Here is a 17358-nt window from a genome sequence, read left to right as displayed (position 1 = left end):
ACACTCAGTTTGTTTTTGATTGTTTAGGAAAGGGAACCAATGGCAGATAACAAGCGCATTGTTCTGGCCTATTCCGGTGGTCTTGATACCTCCGTCGCCATCTCGTACCTGAAGGAGCGCACCGGCAAGGATGTTGTCGCCGTGTCCCTCGATGTCGGTCAGGGCGGCGAAAGCCTCGAAACCATCAAACAGCGCGCTCTCGCCTGCGGTGCCGTGGAATCCTATGTGGTGGACGCCCGCGACGAGTTCGCCAACGAGTACTGCATGAAGGCCCTCAAGGCCAACGCCATGTACGAAGGCGTGTACCCGCTGGTCTCCGCCATCTCCCGCCCGCTGATCTCCAAGCACCTCGTGCGTGCCGCCCACCAGTTCGGCGCCGACACCATTTCCCACGGCTGCACCGGCAAGGGCAATGATCAGGTTCGTTTCGAGGTGTCCATCGCGGCCATTGATCCGACCCTGAAGGCCATCAGCCCGATTCGTGACCTTGCGCTGACCCGTGACGTGGAAATCGCGTTCGCCAAGGAGCACAAGCTGCCGATCACCCAGACCGAGAAGTCCCCGTACTCCATCGATCAGAACGTGTGGGGCCGCGCCATCGAGACCGGCTTCCTTGAGGATCCGTGGAACGGCCCGACCAAGGACTGCTACTCCTACACCGACGATCCGGCCTTCCCGCCGGTCGAAGATGAAGTGGTCATCGAGTTCAAGCAGGGTATTCCGGTCAAGATCGACGGCCGCGACGTGACCCCGCTGCAGGCCATTGAAGAGATGAACCGTCGCGCCGGCGCCCAGGGCATCGGCCGTATCGACCTGATCGAGGATCGTCTGGTCGGCATCAAGTCCCGTGAGCTGTACGAGGCTCCGGGTGCCGTGGCGCTGATCACCGCCCATCAGGAGCTCGAAAACTGCTGTCTCGAGCGCGAACAGCACCGCATCAAGCGCGATATCGACAAGCGCTGGGCCGAGCTGGTCTACGATGCGCAGTGGTTCTCCCCGGCAACCCAGTCCCTGAACGCCTTCATCGAAGACACCCAGAAGTACGTCTCCGGTGAGATTCGCATGACCCTGCACGGTGGCCGTGCCGTGGTGACCGGTCGCCGCTCCGACTCCTCGCTGTACGACTACAAGCTCGCCACCTACGATTCCGGCGACAGCTTCGATTCCAAGTCCTCCAACGGCTTCATCGACATCTACGGCCTGCCGTCCCGCGTGGCCGCAGCCCGCGACGTGAAGTTCGGCAACGGCATCGAAGTCCCCACCAACACCGTGGAGTAATGCCGGCTCTCTGACTCCCCTCTGTGAGTGGAACCATCGACGAAGCTGACTGAAGGGAAGTCCCTTTCGATTTGCAAGTCCTCTCTGCCTAGTGCAGAGAGGACTTTTTTGTTGTTACCAACGCTTTGACAAGAGGAAGTCGGCGACATGCATGGTGGTGATGCCCTGATAATCACCCGCGGTATATTCATCGGTGCATAACACGTATTTGGGATAGTTGTCGTGTATGTTGAGCAATCTGCCATATTCACGCTTTCGCGTATCTGGATTGCCGAGTGTCTGAGCGATTTGAATATACATGGTTTGGTTTTGCTTTTTCGCTATAAAGTCAACTTCGGCTTCACCTATCTTGCCTACGAATGGTTGCCATCCGCGACGCAGGAGCTCAAGATATACAAGGTTTTCCAGCATTGCGGCGACGCTATCTGGTTGATAACCGAGGACTGCATACCTCAGGGAAGAATCGGCTAGATAGAATTTCTCTTGGGTCTTCAGTATCTCTTTACCCTCCAGGTCATAACGCGAGCATCGATGAAGAATGTACGCTGACTCGAGCTGTTTGAGGTAGGAGTAGACGGTTTCACCATCAATGGAGCGGTTCTGGCTTTTCAGATACTTGGTGATAGTCGCAGCTGAGAATGTGCGCCCAACGTTGTCGAAGGTGTATCGAACAATACGTTCCAGTTGGTCGACCTTACGAATGTTGTTGCGGCGAACGATATCCGTAAAGATAGTCGAATTGTAAATGTCTTTTACAATGGCGTAAACCTGATCGTCTGTGTATGAGGTTAAGCATGTAGCTGGGAAACCGCCATGGCGAATATACTGTCCAAGTTGATAATGGGTGTTCTGGCTATTGTCATCCATGCCGTATGCGGCCATGAAACGAAGATATTCGTTAAAAGATAACGGGAATACGCGAAATGCGATGTACCTTCCGGTTAAGTAAGTGGAGATTTCCGATGACATCATTCGTGAGTTTGAGCCAGTGACGTAGATATCCACATTGCATTCGGCCATCAGTGAATTAACAACACGTTCCCATCCGTCTATTTCCTGAACTTCGTCAAGGAACAAATAAAACCGGCGATCTTGTCGCGATTCGTCTGTGGGAAGCGCACTGGTCAAGTGCCGGTATAGCTGAGCTGCATCCCAACCTGCATATTGCATTGAATCAAAAGAGTAGCGCAGGATACTGGTCTGTGGAACGTTACGCTGCATCAAGAGCTCGGCAATTTGCTGAAGTAACGTCGATTTCCCGCAGCGCCTGATTCCGGTGAGGATCTTCACTAATGGAGCGTCGATATAAGGTTCGATTGTTGAGATATACGTTGGACGCTTTAATAACTGCTGGGGCATGGGAACCTCGATTTCTACGACTGATAGTTCGATTGTAGTCCGATTAAATAGAAAAGATGCGAAGTTTTCCGATTATAACCCGATAAAGTTCCTGTATTTATTGAGTTTTATTGATTGTATTCCTAAAGATAGATTGAGTGATGCATAATCTGTCATTGACTCAGACAGTGACGAACGATGATGTAGCCGTGCGCTGATAGCCTTGCTTGCAGCTGAAAGTTAAGCTTTGCCCAAGCTTCTTGGAGCGTATAAGGAGTGATTCATGCCTGAAAACAATGAACATCTGGCACTGTGGGGCGGCCGCTTCACCTCCGGCCCGTCCCCGGAACTGGCTCGCCTGAGCAAGTCGACCCAGTTCGACTGGCGACTGGCGGACGATGACATCGCCGGTTCCCGCGCCCACGCCCGTGCACTCGGCCGTGCCGGCCTGTTGACCGCCGACGAACTGCAGCGCATGGAAGATGCGCTCGACACCCTGCAGCGCCATGTGGACGATGGTTCCTTCGCTCCGATTGAAGATGACGAAGACGAAGCCACCGCGCTTGAACGTGGTCTGATTGATATCGCCGGCGACGAACTCGGCGGCAAACTTCGCGCAGGCCGCTCCCGCAACGACCAGATCGCCTGCCTGATTCGCATGTGGCTGCGCCGCCACTCCCGCGTGATCGCTGGTCTGCTGCTTGACTTGGTCAACGCACTGATTGAACAGTCCGAGAAGGCCGGCCGCACCGTGATGCCGGGCCGTACCCACATGCAGCACGCCCAGCCGGTGCTGCTCGCACACCAGCTTATGGCCCACGCATGGCCGCTCATCCGCGACGTGCAGCGCCTCATCGACTGGGACAAGCGCATCAACGCCTCCCCATACGGCTCCGGTGCGCTCGCCGGCAACACCCTTGGCCTCGATCCGGAAGCTGTTGCGCGCGAACTCGGCTTCTCCCGCGTGACCGACAATTCCATCGACGGCACCGCCTCGCGCGACCTCGTGGCTGAATTCGCATTCGTGGCTGCCATGACCGGCGTGGATATTTCCCGTTTGTCCGAGGAAATCATCATCTGGAATACCCAGGAATTCGCCTTCGTCAAGCTGGACGATGGCTACTCCACCGGTTCCTCCATCATGCCGCAGAAGAAGAATCCGGATATCGCCGAGCTCGCTCGCGGTAAGTCCGGCCGTCTGATCGGCGACCTGACCGGTCTCTTGGCCACCCTGAAGGGCCTGCCGACCGCCTACGCCCGCGACCTGCAGGAAGACAAGGAAGCGGTCTTCGACCAGGTGGATACCCTCGAAGTGCTGCTGCCCGCCTTCACCGGTATGGTCAAGACCATGCACTTCGATGCCGACCGTCTGGAAGAGGAAGCCCCGACCGGCTTCGCTCTGGCCACCGACATCGCCGAATGGCTGGTCAAGAACGGTGTGCCATTCCGCCACGCTCACGAGCTTTCTGGTGCATGCGTCAAGATCGCCGAAGGCCGCGGCCAGGAACTCTGGGACCTGACCGACCAGGACTTCATCGACACTTTCGCCGCATTCCTGCCGGCCGATAAGGCACCGGGCGTGCGTGAAGTACTCTCCAGCCACGGTTCCGTCGACTCCCGTAACGGCAAGGGCGGTACAGCCTACGGCCGTGTGCGCGAGCAGATCGCCGACGCCAAGGCGCAGGTGGAAGAGTTGAAGCTCTTCCCGGCCTCCACGTCCGACGGCTCCGCATACAAGGCTCCCGGCACGTTCTAATCGTTTGCCGATAGCATTCCGGCTCCTCGCATCACAGCGGGGAGCCGTTGTTGTATGCTCGCTTGTCACACGCCGCACCTACACTAAGTAACCGTAACGAACGGGAGCCGCAAGGCTGAGAGGAAGCGCCAGCTTCGACCGGGGAACTTGACGCGGGTCATGCCGCCGTAAGGAATCGTTGGTTCAAGATTTGTTGGGTTCTCTCCACAGTTCGTACTGATAATTCAGCCGTGTGCGGCTTGTGGTGTAGCCAATGCGCCATCAGTCAGGCACGGTCGCATGACTGGGTTCATGAATGGGCGCACCACTTAAGGTACGGTTCGTTTCGTGCGCCCTTTTTTAGTATCAGGAAGGGATGCGAATGCAGGTCAACGGAGAGCAGGTCAAGCTCGAAGCGCCGGTCAGTGTGGCTGATTATTTGGAAACCCACGGTTTCCGAGCCGAACGCGTGGCCATCGAACTCAACGGAGAGATTATTCCGCGCGACAAGCGTGGCGAGGCCATGCTCGACGACCAATGCGTGATGGAAATCGTCCAGTTCGTCCAAGGCGGCTGAGCAACAGCAGTGCTGCATACTGGCATCCTTGTTCCCGTCAAGAATGCCGCCATTACAGGTAACTACCCCTCAGTCACGCTTTCGTGAGCCAGCTCCCCTAACAAGGGGAGCCATGGTAAGGGGTGAAAGGAAAACACTATGAACATCAATCCAGTGACCGAAGCATCCGTTGAGGCGACACCGTTGCCGCCACAGCCCAAGGTCGTCAATCCGGTAGGTACCGCAGCGCCGATGCTGCCGGTGGAAGACAAGCCATTAAACCTCGGCGGCCACGAATTCCAGTCCCGATTCATTCTGGGGTCCGGTCGTTACGATCTGAACCTCATCAAAGCCACCGTGGAACATGCCGGCACGCAGATTGTCACGATGGCACTGCGCCGCGCACAGACCACCGAAAACAGCGTGCTTGATTACATTCCGGAAGGCATCACCCTCCTGCCAAACACTTCCGGTGCCCGCAACGCCGAAGAAGCCGTGCGTATCGCCCGCTTGGCCCGCGAAGTCTGCCACACCGACTTCGTCAAGGTCGAAATCGAACACGAAACCAAGTATCTGTTGCCGGATAACGCCGAAACCATCCGCGCCACCGAAATGCTGGCCAAGGAAGGTTTCGTGGTCATGCCGTACATGTTCCCCGATCCGATTGCCGCACGTCAGCTTGAAGAAGCCGGTGCCGCAGCCGTGATGCCATTGGGCTCGCTGATTGGCTCCAACATGGGCCTGCGCATGCGCGATTTCATTGAGATCATCATTGCCAACGCGCATGTGCCGGTCATCATCGACGCCGGCATTGGCCGCCCGAGCCAGGCATGCGACGCCATGGAAATGGGTGCCGACGCGGTCATGGCCTATACCGCCGTGGCTTCCGCAGGCAACATTCCGCTGATGGCCGAGGCCTTCAAGAACGCCATCAACGCTGGTCGCGCCGCCTACCTCTCCGGCCTCGGCAAAGTGACCGAAGGCCAGGCCGTGCCGTCCAGCCCGACCACCGGATACCTGCACTGACATGGCATTATCAGACGAACAAGTGGAACGCTACGCCCGCCATCTGATTCTGAAGGGCGTGGGCGTCAAAGGTCAGAAGCGGCTTCTGGCATCCAGCGTGCTCATCATCGGAGCCGGCGGCCTCGGCTCGCCGGCGGCACTCTATCTTGCCGCAGCGGGCGTAGGACGCATCGGTCTGGTTGACGGCGATGTGGTTGACCTGAGCAACCTGCAACGCCAAATCATCCATACCACCGCCGCAGTCGGCACACCCAAAGTGGAGTCGGCTGCCGCAGCCATCCGGGCTCTGAACCCGGACGCGCAGATTGATACATACCGAGAGCTCGTCGATGCCAGCAATATCAGCACGCTCATCGAACCATATGATCTGGTGATTGATGCCACGGATAATTTCGCGGCGAAATTCCTCATCAACGACGCCTGCGTGCTGGCGAACAAGCCATACATTCATGCGGGTGTGGTGGGATTCGCCGGTCAGGTCATGACCATCGTGCCCGGTGAAGGACCATGCTATCGCTGCATCTTCCGCGATATGCCGGCGGCCGGCGAAATACCGACCTGCAAGGAAGCCGGCGTGCTCGGCGCCGTGGTGGGAGTCATCGGCAGTCTCGAAGCCACTGAGGCGGCCAAACTCATCGTCGGGGTAGGGGAGCCGTTGATCGGCCGTATGCTCACCGTCGATGCGCTGACGATGAACATGCGCCGTGTGCCATTGCCCAAGCATGTGCCGGACTGCCCGGTGTGCGGCGAGCATCCGAGCATCACCACCATCGACCCGGCCAACTATATTCAGCCGGCCTGTGCCATCTAAGAAGCAGTCTGAAAAATCCGATTCCTCCAATCCGCCATCCCGAGCCTCCTGACCGAGAAAGGCTTAGGGTGTGCGGATTGAAGGAGTTTTCAGCAAGCAGCAGAAGGGGAACAACAACTATGCCCATCGCATTGCATAACAGTTCACAGGCAGACGCCGAAGAGCCGGTTTTTGAACACATCACGCCGGCGGAATTCGCAGCTCTCGATCCGCAATCGGTTACATTGCTGGATCTGCGCGAACCGGCGGACGTGGAAGCGCATCCGATTGTAGGCGCCATCAACGCGCCGCTCGACCCCCTGGCCCATGTACTTAAGAACGTGCCGAAAGACCGCAAGGTCATCGTGTACTGTGCCGAGGGCTGGTGGAGTGAGGAGGTCGCTGAAATCCTCGCCGACCGCGGCTATGAGGTGGCCAGCCTTGACGGTGGTTTCCGCGCCTATCAGCACTACTTGGCAGACCAAGGCGCATAAGCTGAGAGCGGTGTCCCGTCCATAATCATCCGAGCGGATGAGTTCGGGCGTTCCGTGCTTGTCCTACAATCGGCAACGAACAACGCAAGCATAGACTGATTGATTCTGAGGAGCCCGATACCGTGGGACGTCTGCTCACTCGTACGCAGATTCAACGACTCGTTGCCAAGCATGGCAGCGAAATCATCGAACACAACCATATGGAAATCGAACGCTGCTGCTATCAGCACGGCAACATCACCACATTCGCGCATTCGATTCGCGTGGCATGTTTGGCGGTTTGGATGGCCGACCGGGCGCACCTGTGGCATCGCGTGGATGTGAAATCGCTGATTCGCGCGGCGCTGTTGCACGATTATTTCCTCTACGACTGGCATGACTGGGATAACGGCACCCACCGCTGGCATGGATTCACCCATGGCCATGCCGCGCTGGTCAATGCGCTCAAGGACTTTAGACTCAACGCCATCGAACGCGACAGCATCGCAAAGCACATGTTCCCGATGACGCCCATCCCGCCGCGCTATATCGAAGGCTATCTGGTGACGCTGGCCGACAAGATTTCGGCCACCCGTGAGACGTTCTCGATGGGCCGTTTCCATAAGAAGGCGCTACCGGCCAAGCCGACGCTGCGTGCGGCTCTCGAACCAGGCCATCAGCGACCGGCGATTACGCAGGGCAGGTAGCCGCCAATGATGCTGTTCCTTGAATACCTGTTTCTGTGGTTCATTTTCTATAGCTTCGCCGGATGGGTGTACGAATCGATTCTGGTCTCCTGCCAACAGCGTCGATGGGTGAACCGAGGGTTCCTCAACGGTCCGCTCTGCCCGATCTATGGCACGGGCGCGGTAGCCGGCGTGGTGATTCTTGGACATATCCATAATCCGGTTGTCCTGTTCTTCCTGGCGATGATTGGTGCCTCAGTGCTCGAATACTTCACCTCGTGGGCAATGGAACAGTTGTTCCACGCGCGATGGTGGGACTACTCGCACTTCCACTTCAATCTGAACGGCCGCATCTGTTTGCTCGGTGCCGTGGTGTTTGGCATCGGGGGAGTGCTGATTGTGGATGTGATTCAGCCTGCGGTCGCGCACATCACCGCAATGATTCCACTGCAGATCATTCATGTGCTGTTTGTGGTGCTGATGGCACTGACCATTGCCGATACGATCGTGACCGTCTGCGGCATCGTGAACTTCGAGCAAAGCCTCGAACAATTCAAGCTTGCCATGGCCAAATATGGCGATGCGGTGCGCGAGAAGGTGGGCGATGCCGTCTCCGGCGCCACGGATATGGCCACTGGCATGGTTGGTGGCGTAGTCGGTGGGGCTGCCGCTGGTTTGGCAGCCAAAGCCTCCGATGCGCTGACCGGTGCCAGCGATAGGTTCGGTGGCATGCCATCCGCGGTCGGTCAGAAGGTTGGCGAATCCTTGCAGAATGGTAAGGAGATGTCTGCCGAATTCATGGATCGTATCAAGGATGCCGCCGACTCCGTGTTCAATCATCAGCAGCGTCGTATGATCGCATCATTCCCGCGGCTTAAGACCACCACCAACAACGATACGTTGCAGCAGCTGCGCGAGACGCTTGAAAAGCTGTACCGTCGTGGTCAGTGATGGGAAACCTGCCGGGGCGGTACTGTCGGTGTGTTCTGAGAGACTTATAGACGCTTGAAAACAGCAGTCAAGCATTGTCCAATACACAATTCGATAGGGAGAAGCACCAGGCTATGGCTCACGTCACCGACTTCAAGGAAGCGGGTTTCACCACCCTGCTTGAGGAACTGGAATGGCGCGGGTTGATTTCCCAGTCCACGGACCGGGATCGACTCGCAGCGGCATTGAACGGCGAGCCCATCACCTATTACTGTGGCTTCGACCCGACTGCTGCATCGCTGCACATCGGCAACTTGGTGCAGCTCATCAACATGCGTCACCTGCAGCTTGCCGGCCACCATCCGATTGCGTTGGTCGGTGGTGCTACCGGTCTGATCGGTGATCCTCGCCAGTCCGGCGAACGTACCTTGAATCCGAAGGATGTGGTAGCCGGCTGGGCCGAGCGTCTGAAGAAGCAGATCGGCGGCATTCTGGAAACCGAAGGTGCCAACCCGGTGCGATTCGTATCCAATTACGATTGGACCGCGCAGATGAGCGTCATCGATTTTCTGCGCGACGTTGGCAAGAACTTCCGTCTGGGCACCATGCTCGCCAAGGATACGGTGGCACGTCGCTTGAACTCCGAGGAAGGCATCTCCTTCACCGAGTTCAGCTACCAGGTGCTGCAGGGCAACGACTTCCTGCACCTGTTCGACGAATACCATTGCACGCTGGAGCTTGGCGGCTCCGACCAGTGGGGCAACCTGACCTCCGGCCTTGATCTGATTCACAAGGTGCGTGGCGTGGACGTGAACGTGTTCACCAGCCCGATCATCACCGATGCGCAGGGCAAGAAGTTCGGCAAGTCCGAGGGCAACGCGGTGTGGCTGGATGCCACGATGCTGAGCCCCTACAAGTTCTACCAGTTCTGGATCAATCGCCCGGATGTGGAGATGGAAAGCCTCTTGAAGGCCTTCACCTTCCTGCCGAAGGCCGAAATCGAGCGTCTGGTGGAGGAATCCAAGACCAACCCCGGCAAGCGAGAAGCGCAAAAGGCGTTGGCATGGGAAGTCACCAGCTTCGTGCATGGCGAAGCCGCCACCCAGGCGGCCATCGACGCTTCCGGCGCACTGTTCGGCCGTGGCGGCAACCTTGAGGATATCGACGCCGAAACGCTCGAGTCTGTGCTGGATGGCTTCAAAGTGGCCGATGAGAACGGCGAACATGTGTTCCCGGTGGCCAAGCCCGGCGATCGCGTGATCGACGCCGCTCAGGCGGCCGGTCTGTTCAAGTCCGGTTCCGAGGCTCGCCGCGCCATCAAGTCCGGTGGCGTGTATCTCAACAACAATCGTATCGAGGATGAGGAGCAGGTTTTGGGCGAGGCCGATTTCCTCGCTGGTCGCTTTGCACTCATCCGTCGTGGCAAGAAGGCGCTCGGCGCCGTGGAAAACCGTTAAGTAGTAGGGATTAAGGAAAATACAGATGGCAGAAGGTAACGAGCGTTCCGGCAAGTCCTACGGCGGCCATAAGTCCTATGGCGACCGTCGTCCGTCCAACCGAGGCGGCAAGGGATTCAAGCCGCGTGGCAAGGGTGGTTTCAAGCCACGTCGCGATGGTGATGGTTTCAAGCCGCGTCGCCGCGACGATGGTGAAGGATACGCGCCTCGCCGTGACGGTGACGGCAACGAGCACGGTGGGTTCCGCAAGTCCTACGGCAAGTCCGGTGGCTTCCACAAGGGTGGTTTCCGCAAGGACGGCGAGCGTGGAGGCTTCCGCCGCGACGGTTTCCACAAGGGGCCGCGTCGTGACGGCGATTTCAAGCCGCGTCGTGACGGTGAGGCCGGTGAGAACCCGCGTTACCAGCATCATGATGGCGAACGCCGCGATTTCCATCGCGATAATGATCGTCGTGATTTCCATCGTGATGGCGATCGCCGTAACTTCCGCCGCGACGGCGAGCGTGGAGGCTTCCGCCGCGATGACCGCCGTGACAATGATCGTCGTGATTTCCATCGTGATGGTGAGCGTCGCAATTTCCGCCACGACGATGACCGTCGTGATAATCGTGGCTTTAACCGTGATGGTGAGCACCGCGACTTCCGTCGCGATAACCGTGAGGAGCGCGACAACCGTGGTGGTTTCCGCCGCGATAATGATCGCAAGAACTTCCGTCGCGACAATGATCGCAGGGATTTCCGCCGCGATGATCGCCGTGATGGTGAGCGCCGCGAGTTCAACGCGGAGGAGAAGCGCGAATACCGCGAGAATAAGCGCACTGAATATATGAGCCGTCCGCGCCGTAACTCCGACGGCACGATGAGCTTCCCCTCGCAGAACCCGTATACGGCACGCCGCCCCGATGAGCCGCGCATGCCGAAGGGCATGGAGTGGTCCATGCTTTCCAAGGATGAGCGTGAGCGTCTGCGCGGCCTGTCCAAGGAACACGCCGAGAACATCGGCCTGCACATTCTGGCTGCCTACGCATTGGAGGAGAAGGATCCCGAGCTGGCCCTCGAGCACGCCAAGTGGGTGGCTCGTCAGGCTTCCCGTATCGACTTCGCCCGTGAGACGCTGGCTTTCGTGGCCTACCGTCAGGGCAACTACAAGCTGGCTTTGCGTGAGTTCCGTACCGCCTACCGTATGAACGGCTTCCAGGATTACCTGCCGTTCATCGCCGACTGCGAACGTGGCGTGGGCAATCCGAAGAAGGCTGTGGAAATCGCACAGTCCGATGAAGGCAAGCAGCTGCACGGCGCTCCTAAGGTGGAGATGTTCCTGGTGTACGCCGGTGCTTTGGGTGACTTGGAACTGTGGGATAAGGCCATTGAAGTGGTGCACACCGTGGCCCGTTCTCAGGGTCTGCCGGGCGAGTACCGTATGCGTGCCCTCCAAGCCGAGCAGTACTTCCTCGAAGAAGCCGGTCGCACTGGTGAAGCCGAGAAGCTCGATACCATGCTTGATCGTCTTGAAGAGCAGTTTGCCGATGAGGATATTGACGAGGACAGCGACGACGTGGTCATCGATCATGATCTGGAAGAGCTGACCGACGATTCCGAAGTCCTCGAGCAGTTGGGCATCGACCCGGCAGACGCACAGTACGCTCCGGAACTGGAACCGGAATCCGAGGAATCCAATGATGATGCCGACGAAGCGGATGCCGAATCCGCCGAGTCTGAGTCTGACTCTGCCGAGGATTCCGAGTCTGAGGATTCCGAGTCTGAGGATTCCCAGTCCGAGGATTCCCAGTCCGAGGATTCCACTGCTGAATCCGAAGAGCAGGAAGCAGACGCCGAAGCCGACGATGCCGATGAGCAGCCGGAATCCAGCGAATCCGAAGCATCTGAAGCATCCAACGAGGAGTGAGCACGCGAGCATGACCCGTTTCCTCAAAGGAACCAGTCGCAGTCTTGCCGAGACCTATCAGCTCGCGCTGCTTGATCTCGATGGTGTGGTGTACCGAGGCAAGAACCCGGTTGAATACGCGGCCGAATCGATTCAGGCCGCGGAACGCGCTGGCATGACCATCGAGTACACCACCAACAACTCCTCGCGATTCCAGCATGTGGTGGCCGACCAGCTCAATGGTTTCGGCCTGACGGTAGAGCCCTGGCAGGTGATTACCTCCTCGGTGGTCGCCGCACGCATGGTGGCCAAGAAGATGCCGGCTGGTGCGCGTGTGCAGGTATTGGGCGCCGAGCATCTGCGTGAGGAAGTGAAACGCAATGGGCTGACCATTGTGGACGGTCCCATCGACCAGCCTGATGCTGTCATCCAAGGCTGGTATCCGCAGATGACCTGGCAGATGATGGCCGATGTGGCTTTTGCCGTGGAAGCCGGAGCCGTCTACTTCGTTACCAATAGGGATCTGACGATTCCACGCGAGCTCGGCATTGCGCCGGGCTGCGGTTCAATGATCAAGGCCGTGATTGCCGCCACCGGTGTCGAGCCGGTGGCTTCGGCCGGCAAGCCGGAAGCCTACATGTATGACGAAGCGCGCGAATTGAACGCCGCCGAAGGCCATGATCTGGTACCCAAGGAATCCTCCATTGCCATCGGCGACCGTCTGGATACGGATATTGAGGCAGGCAACCGTGGCGGCTATGATTCCCTGGCCGTGCTGACCGGAGTCACCAATCCCACGGAGCTGATGCTCGCCCCCGCACACCTACGGCCTACGTTCGTCGCCAAGGATTTACGCGAACTTTCCGAGGCACAGCCTGAGCCGATGCGCACCGAGGATGGTACCTGGGAGTGCCGCAATGCCAGCGCTTGGTATGAAAACGGCAAGGTGCAGGTCAGTGACAATCACAGCATCGATGCCTTGCGCGCCGCCATATGCGCGGCTTGGGAGGCTGCGGACAAGGGCGCGGATCTCGACTCGGGTACCATCCCATTGTTCACGCTCTAAGACCGATTTGAAGGACATGACATGACGGACCATGCATCCGAACGCACACCCATCGTCCAACGATTCCCCGAGCTTGCCGATCTGGATTCGAAAGATGAGAGCAGCAAGCTCAAGGCGTTCAACGATGCATTGTCCGCATTGCAGCATGAGCTGGATGCCACTCGTCAGTAGATATCCGCGTAGATATCCGTTCGGCAGAGCCATTCATGCCCAATGATTTGAGGGAAACCTATGTCTCAACAGTCTCTTGATCCCTCCACGCCGCTCGACCGGCTTGACATGATGCTGGTGGCCTCGGGCTTAGTGGAATCACGAGCCAAGGCGCAACGCCTGATCAAAGCCGGTCACGTGCGCGTTGACGGGCAGACCATCACCAAACCATCGTTCATGGTCAAGGCCGCGCATAGCGAACTTGCCGTGGACAAGGGCGATGATTATGTTTCCCGTGGCGCCTATAAGCTGATTGGTGCATTCGACGCGTTTGCCGATGATGGTCTTCACTCGCCGCAAGGTAAGCAGTGCCTCGATATCGGCGCATCCACCGGCGGTTTCACCGATGTGCTTCTGCGTAGGGGAGCGGCACAGGTCATCGCGCTGGACGTTGGACACGGGCAGCTTGACCCCCGTATCGCCAAAGACAATCGCGTCATTGAGATGAGCGGCGTAAATGTGCGCGAAGTTCACCGTGAGGATTTGCCGTATACACCTGAGCTCATCGTCTCGGATGTATCCTTCATCTCGCTCACCTATGTGATTCCGGTGATTGAGAGAATCACACAGCCCAGGGCGGAAATGGTACTGCTCGTCAAGCCACAGTTCGAAGTCGGCCGATCGGGGCTTGGCAAGAACGGCATTGTGGAAGACCCGGCATTGCGTCGGCAGGCGCTGGACACCGTAGTGGCATGCGCGGGCCAGCATCATCTTCAGGTCAAGGCCACGGCGGACAGTCCCATTGAAGGTACGCACGGTAATGCCGAATACCTGCTGTACGCAGTACGGGTATGAATGCGCCGGCACGTGCCGGTAATAATGAGCACATTCGAAGAATGATCAATCATCAATGTGGTGGAGCACATGGCGCTTTCCACTGCGGAGCCATCGCGTAAAGCAATGACATCCGCCCGCATTGTTTTGCAGCTGAGCTCCTGAGCCTCCACATCATTGGCGTGAATGGCGGTAATACGGCTGCGCGCCTGATAATCCGGCATGCCGAACCGAGCATACATATTGCTGCGCAACGGTTCCATGTGCAGAATATGGCCTTCGACATCATGGCCTTGGAGCACTCCGCACAGGTACACGGCATCGGCGCTGATGCGATGGGTGTTGCGTAATTGCCCGGTAAGCGACAGATCTCCCGAGCAGCGAATATTGCCAAATGATTTGAGATTGCCGGTCAGGGCGATGTTCTCGCAGACGATATCGCCTTCCGTCATCAATGTGCCACATCCACTGATGCTATGCACGTGGATGGGCCCGGTACATCGCACGGTGCCGTTGTCCATGATCAGGTCGTCGCCTTGAATCTCGTCGGCTTCCAGCGTGCCTTCCACCATCGTGGTTCGGAATCGAACTCCTGAAGAGAATTCGGTCTCGTCTTCTATATCAATAAAGCCATAAGTGCCACTATGCACCATGGTATTGCCCGTGTTTTCGTACATCGCTGTACCCCCTTCATTGGGCTTCACTCACCAGCATAAGCGCAAGATATGAAGCTCATGTGGCAATGCACAAAGAAGGAGGCACAGCGATGATCGTGTTGTGGGTCTCAGCCTTGGATGAAGTGATCGATCTGATCTTGCTTGCCCATGATGATGAGCTCATCGTTACGGTGCATCACCAGTTCACGGGAACCATACTGGAACTCCTTGCCGGGAGCCTTGATGCCCACCACGGTGACGCCGTACTTATCGTGCACCTGCACGTCTTCGATGGAACGGCCCACGGCATAGAGCGGCGTGTGAATCTTCACTACCGTGTAAGGGCCATCGATTTCGATGTAATCAAGATAGTTGCCGGCCACCAAATGGCCTACACGCTTGCCAGCGTCGGTTTCCGCGTTGATGATATGGCGTGCGCCGATACGCTGCAGAATACGGGCATGCTCCTGGGACACGGACTTGGCCCACAGGTCGGAGATGCCGGCATCCAGCAGATTGCCGGTAATGATCACCGATGCTTCGATACTGTCGCCGATGGCCACCACCGCCGTATCGAACTGGGAGGCATCGATCTGTTCGATGGCCATCACATCGGTCATGTCCGCCTGAATCGTGGGCAGGTGAGCGGACCAGCGTGCCACGATTTCAGGTTTTTTATCGACCGCGAGCACATCCTGCCCCATGGCATCCAATGTGGAGGCCACCGAGCCGCCAAATCGTCCTAGGCCAATGACCAGAACGCTTTTGCTGCCACTTGGTTTGGATGCCATAATGAACCTTCCTTGCAAAACGATGTACTAGACGATGTATTGGAATCAAGCATAATCAACCGACTGACTCAGCCGACGATGATATTCTCCTGCGGATAACGGATGGGCTCGGGAGCCATCGGCCTGCTGATCGAATAGGCGATGGTCAATGGCCCGAGTCGGCCTACAATCATCTCCGCCGCAAGAATGAACAGGCATGCCGGATTGCCGGCGTTCGCAACACCAACCGAATAACCGCCGAGCGAGAACGCGGAACACGCCTCGAACATGGCATCCACGAAATTGCAGCCGGTCACGAACATCAGCGACACCGCACCGACGAACACGAGGAAGAAGCAGGCGGTGGTCACGGAGACCGCGGTCATTTGAATACGGCGCGGAATACGGCGACGGAACACGGTCACATCTCGGTGACCGGTGAAGGATGCGGCGCAAATCAGTACGATGACGGCGAATGTGGTGACGCGGATGCCGCCAGCAGTGGAGGACGATCCGGCGCCGATGAACATGAGCAGGCTCATGAACGCCTTGGTCTCGTTGGAGACTTCAGGCACCCAGGAGATATCGAAGCCGGCCGAACGTGGCATCACGGCGGCGGACAGCGCGCGGCGCAGTTTCATACTGGGATCGTCGGCGGGGAACAGTGCGGCGTTACCCCATTCGACCAGCAGGAACCAGACCAGGGATGCGAACACCAGCAGACCGGTGGTGGTCAACGTGAGCTTGGTGTGCAGCGTCCAACGTTTGGGACTAAGTCGTTTGCGCGCGCATTGCACCACGTTCAACACCACAGGGAAACCGAGCGTGCCGACGAATGCACTGAGCAGAATCGGCAGACCCACACCCCAACGATTGATATGCAGGCCGGTGGCATCCGGGGTGAAACCGGTGTTGTTGTAGGCGGAGACCGCATAGAACAGGGCCTGCCATAAGGTGCGGCCGATCTGGCCATGATTCACGCGGAACAGTTCGGGCAGCAGCAGTGCGAACGTGAGGCTTTCGGCGATGGCGAAGGTGCCGAACACCACAGACAGAACGCTTTTAATCTCGGAAAGCTTCGTGGTGCCCAGTTCGCTTGCGGTGAGCATACGTTGGGAGACTTTGAGACGGCGGGATGCGCCGAGCGCCACCATCGAGGCGAAGGTCATGACGCCGAGACCGCCGAACTGGATGGAGAACAGAATCACGACCTGGCCGAACATCGACCAGTATTGCGCGGTGTTCACCACCGGAATGCCGCACGTCGACAGTGCGGAGACTGCGGTGAAGAACGCGACGGGGAAGTTGGTGAACACCCAATCATGGGTGGAGAACGGCAGCAGAAGCAGTAGGGTGACGATGACGATGAGTACGAGGAAATACAGGATGGAGAGTCGACCGGGATGGCTCAGCAGTCGGTCGGTGAGACCGATACGACGAATGCGCCGGGCCGCGCGAATCTCCGCTTTGGATTTGGCGGTGTCGTTGGCGTTGAGTTTGTCGTTGGCGAACCACCAGGCTAATCCTTGTGAATCCTGTTTATTGAGGAAGGATTCATCGAAGTCGTTGGCCATGGTCCCTGTTTCTTCCTCACAGTGTTCGTGTACTCCGGTTCGTCCGCACCATGCCGTGCACGAGTATTCTGCATTCTGCACGTTTTCTGCACGAATGCGGACGAAAGCTATTGTATGCCGCCCCCTTACGATAATCGACTCCGTGGAAGTTCTT

17 protein-coding genes and 1 riboswitch are annotated in these 17358 nt (G+C 57.8%); of the genes, 13 read left to right on the top strand and 4 right to left on the bottom strand.

The genetic code is table 11. From position 1 onward, the window contains the following. Positions 1–39: 39 nt before the first annotated feature. Positions 40–1278, top strand: coding sequence for an argininosuccinate synthase (locus JS530_RS05175; protein ID WP_033890316.1), 1239 nt, complete (start codon positions 40–42; stop codon positions 1276–1278). A gap of 114 nt (positions 1279–1392) precedes the next feature. On the opposite strand, the gene JS530_RS05170 is transcribed toward JS530_RS05175, so the two are convergent. Then, a complete protein-coding gene (locus JS530_RS05170) occupies positions 1393–2637 on the bottom strand; it encodes an ATP-binding protein (protein ID WP_214376135.1) in 1245 nt (414 codons plus the stop codon). Positions 2638–2899: 262 nt separating this feature from the next. Here JS530_RS05170 and argH point away from each other — a divergent pair, with 262 nt between their 5' ends. The 12 genes from argH to JS530_RS05110 all read left to right on the top strand — a co-directional run bounded on the left by argH (position 2900) and on the right by JS530_RS05110 (position 14225). After that, the gene (argH, locus tag JS530_RS05165; RefSeq protein ID WP_214376134.1) at positions 2900–4372 is read left to right on the top strand and encodes an argininosuccinate lyase; all 1473 of its coding nucleotides are present in this window, start codon (positions 2900–2902) and stop codon (positions 4370–4372) included. 90 nt (positions 4373–4462) lie between these two features. Next, a riboswitch (TPP riboswitch) is annotated at positions 4463–4564 on the top strand. Positions 4565–4733: 169 nt separating this feature from the next. Beyond that, complete coding sequence (gene thiS / locus JS530_RS05160) at positions 4734–4928, top strand: sulfur carrier protein ThiS (RefSeq protein ID WP_214376133.1); 195 nt, start codon at positions 4734–4736, stop codon at positions 4926–4928. Positions 4929–5159: 231 nt separating this feature from the next. Continuing rightward, positions 5160–5933 carry a thiazole synthase gene (locus tag JS530_RS05155; RefSeq protein ID WP_033890456.1) on the top strand — a complete coding sequence of 258 codons (774 nt, stop codon included), beginning with the start codon at positions 5160–5162 and terminating at the stop codon, positions 5931–5933. Position 5934: 1 nt separating this feature from the next. Next, positions 5935–6744, top strand: a complete 810-nt coding sequence (thiF, locus tag JS530_RS05150; protein WP_214376132.1) for a thiazole biosynthesis adenylyltransferase ThiF — start codon at positions 5935–5937, stop codon at positions 6742–6744. Positions 6745–6863: 119 nt separating this feature from the next. Further along, the gene (locus JS530_RS05145) at positions 6864–7217 is read left to right on the top strand and encodes a rhodanese-like domain-containing protein (RefSeq protein ID WP_214376131.1); all 354 of its coding nucleotides are present in this window, start codon (positions 6864–6866) and stop codon (positions 7215–7217) included. Positions 7218–7339: 122 nt separating this feature from the next. Beyond that, on the top strand, positions 7340–7903 hold the full coding sequence (locus JS530_RS05140) for an HD domain-containing protein (protein ID WP_214376130.1): 564 nt from the start codon (positions 7340–7342) through the stop codon (positions 7901–7903). Between the two features lie 6 nt (positions 7904–7909). Next, positions 7910–8833 carry a putative ABC transporter permease gene (locus JS530_RS05135; RefSeq protein WP_214376129.1) on the top strand — a complete coding sequence of 308 codons (924 nt, stop codon included), beginning with the start codon at positions 7910–7912 and terminating at the stop codon, positions 8831–8833. Between the two features lie 113 nt (positions 8834–8946). Continuing rightward, positions 8947–10269: a tyrosine--tRNA ligase gene (gene tyrS, locus JS530_RS05130; protein WP_214376128.1), complete on the top strand. Its 1323-nt coding sequence runs from the start codon at positions 8947–8949 to the stop codon at positions 10267–10269. Positions 10270–10294: 25 nt separating this feature from the next. Next, the gene (locus JS530_RS05125; RefSeq protein ID WP_214376127.1) at positions 10295–12175 is read left to right on the top strand and encodes a tetratricopeptide repeat protein; all 1881 of its coding nucleotides are present in this window, start codon (positions 10295–10297) and stop codon (positions 12173–12175) included. 10 nt (positions 12176–12185) lie between these two features. Further along, entirely contained in the window at positions 12186–13220 is a 1035-nt protein-coding gene (locus JS530_RS05120; RefSeq protein ID WP_214376126.1) for an HAD-IIA family hydrolase, read from the top strand. A 21-nt stretch (positions 13221–13241) separates the two neighbouring features. Continuing rightward, positions 13242–13391, top strand: a complete 150-nt coding sequence (locus JS530_RS05115) for a hypothetical protein (protein ID WP_214376125.1) — start codon at positions 13242–13244, stop codon at positions 13389–13391. Positions 13392–13451: 60 nt separating this feature from the next. After that, positions 13452–14225: a TlyA family RNA methyltransferase gene (locus JS530_RS05110; protein WP_214376124.1), complete on the top strand. Its 774-nt coding sequence runs from the start codon at positions 13452–13454 to the stop codon at positions 14223–14225. Here JS530_RS05110 and JS530_RS05105 read toward each other — a convergent pair. From JS530_RS05105 to JS530_RS05095, 3 genes are all read right to left on the bottom strand, one after another. Continuing rightward, the gene (locus JS530_RS05105; RefSeq protein WP_214376123.1) at positions 14144–14881 is read right to left on the bottom strand and encodes a hypothetical protein; all 738 of its coding nucleotides are present in this window, start codon (positions 14879–14881) and stop codon (positions 14144–14146) included. The two genes, JS530_RS05110 and JS530_RS05105, sit on opposite strands and share 82 nt — an antisense overlap. Before the next feature lie 107 nt (positions 14882–14988). Next, on the bottom strand, positions 14989–15651 hold the full coding sequence (locus tag JS530_RS05100) for a potassium channel family protein (RefSeq protein ID WP_214376122.1): 663 nt from the start codon (positions 15649–15651) through the stop codon (positions 14989–14991). A 68-nt stretch (positions 15652–15719) separates the two neighbouring features. After that, positions 15720–17204 carry a TrkH family potassium uptake protein gene (locus JS530_RS05095; protein WP_214376121.1) on the bottom strand — a complete coding sequence of 495 codons (1485 nt, stop codon included), beginning with the start codon at positions 17202–17204 and terminating at the stop codon, positions 15720–15722. Between the last annotated feature and the right edge of the window lie 154 nt (positions 17205–17358).

Origin of the sequence: Bifidobacterium colobi (genome assembly GCF_018555455.1) — a bacterium.
GTDB classification, from domain to species: domain Bacteria; phylum Actinomycetota; class Actinomycetes; order Actinomycetales; family Bifidobacteriaceae; genus Bifidobacterium; species Bifidobacterium colobi.
Note: the sequence above shows the minus strand (reverse complement) of the source record. Positions and strands in the feature narration are given on the sequence as shown.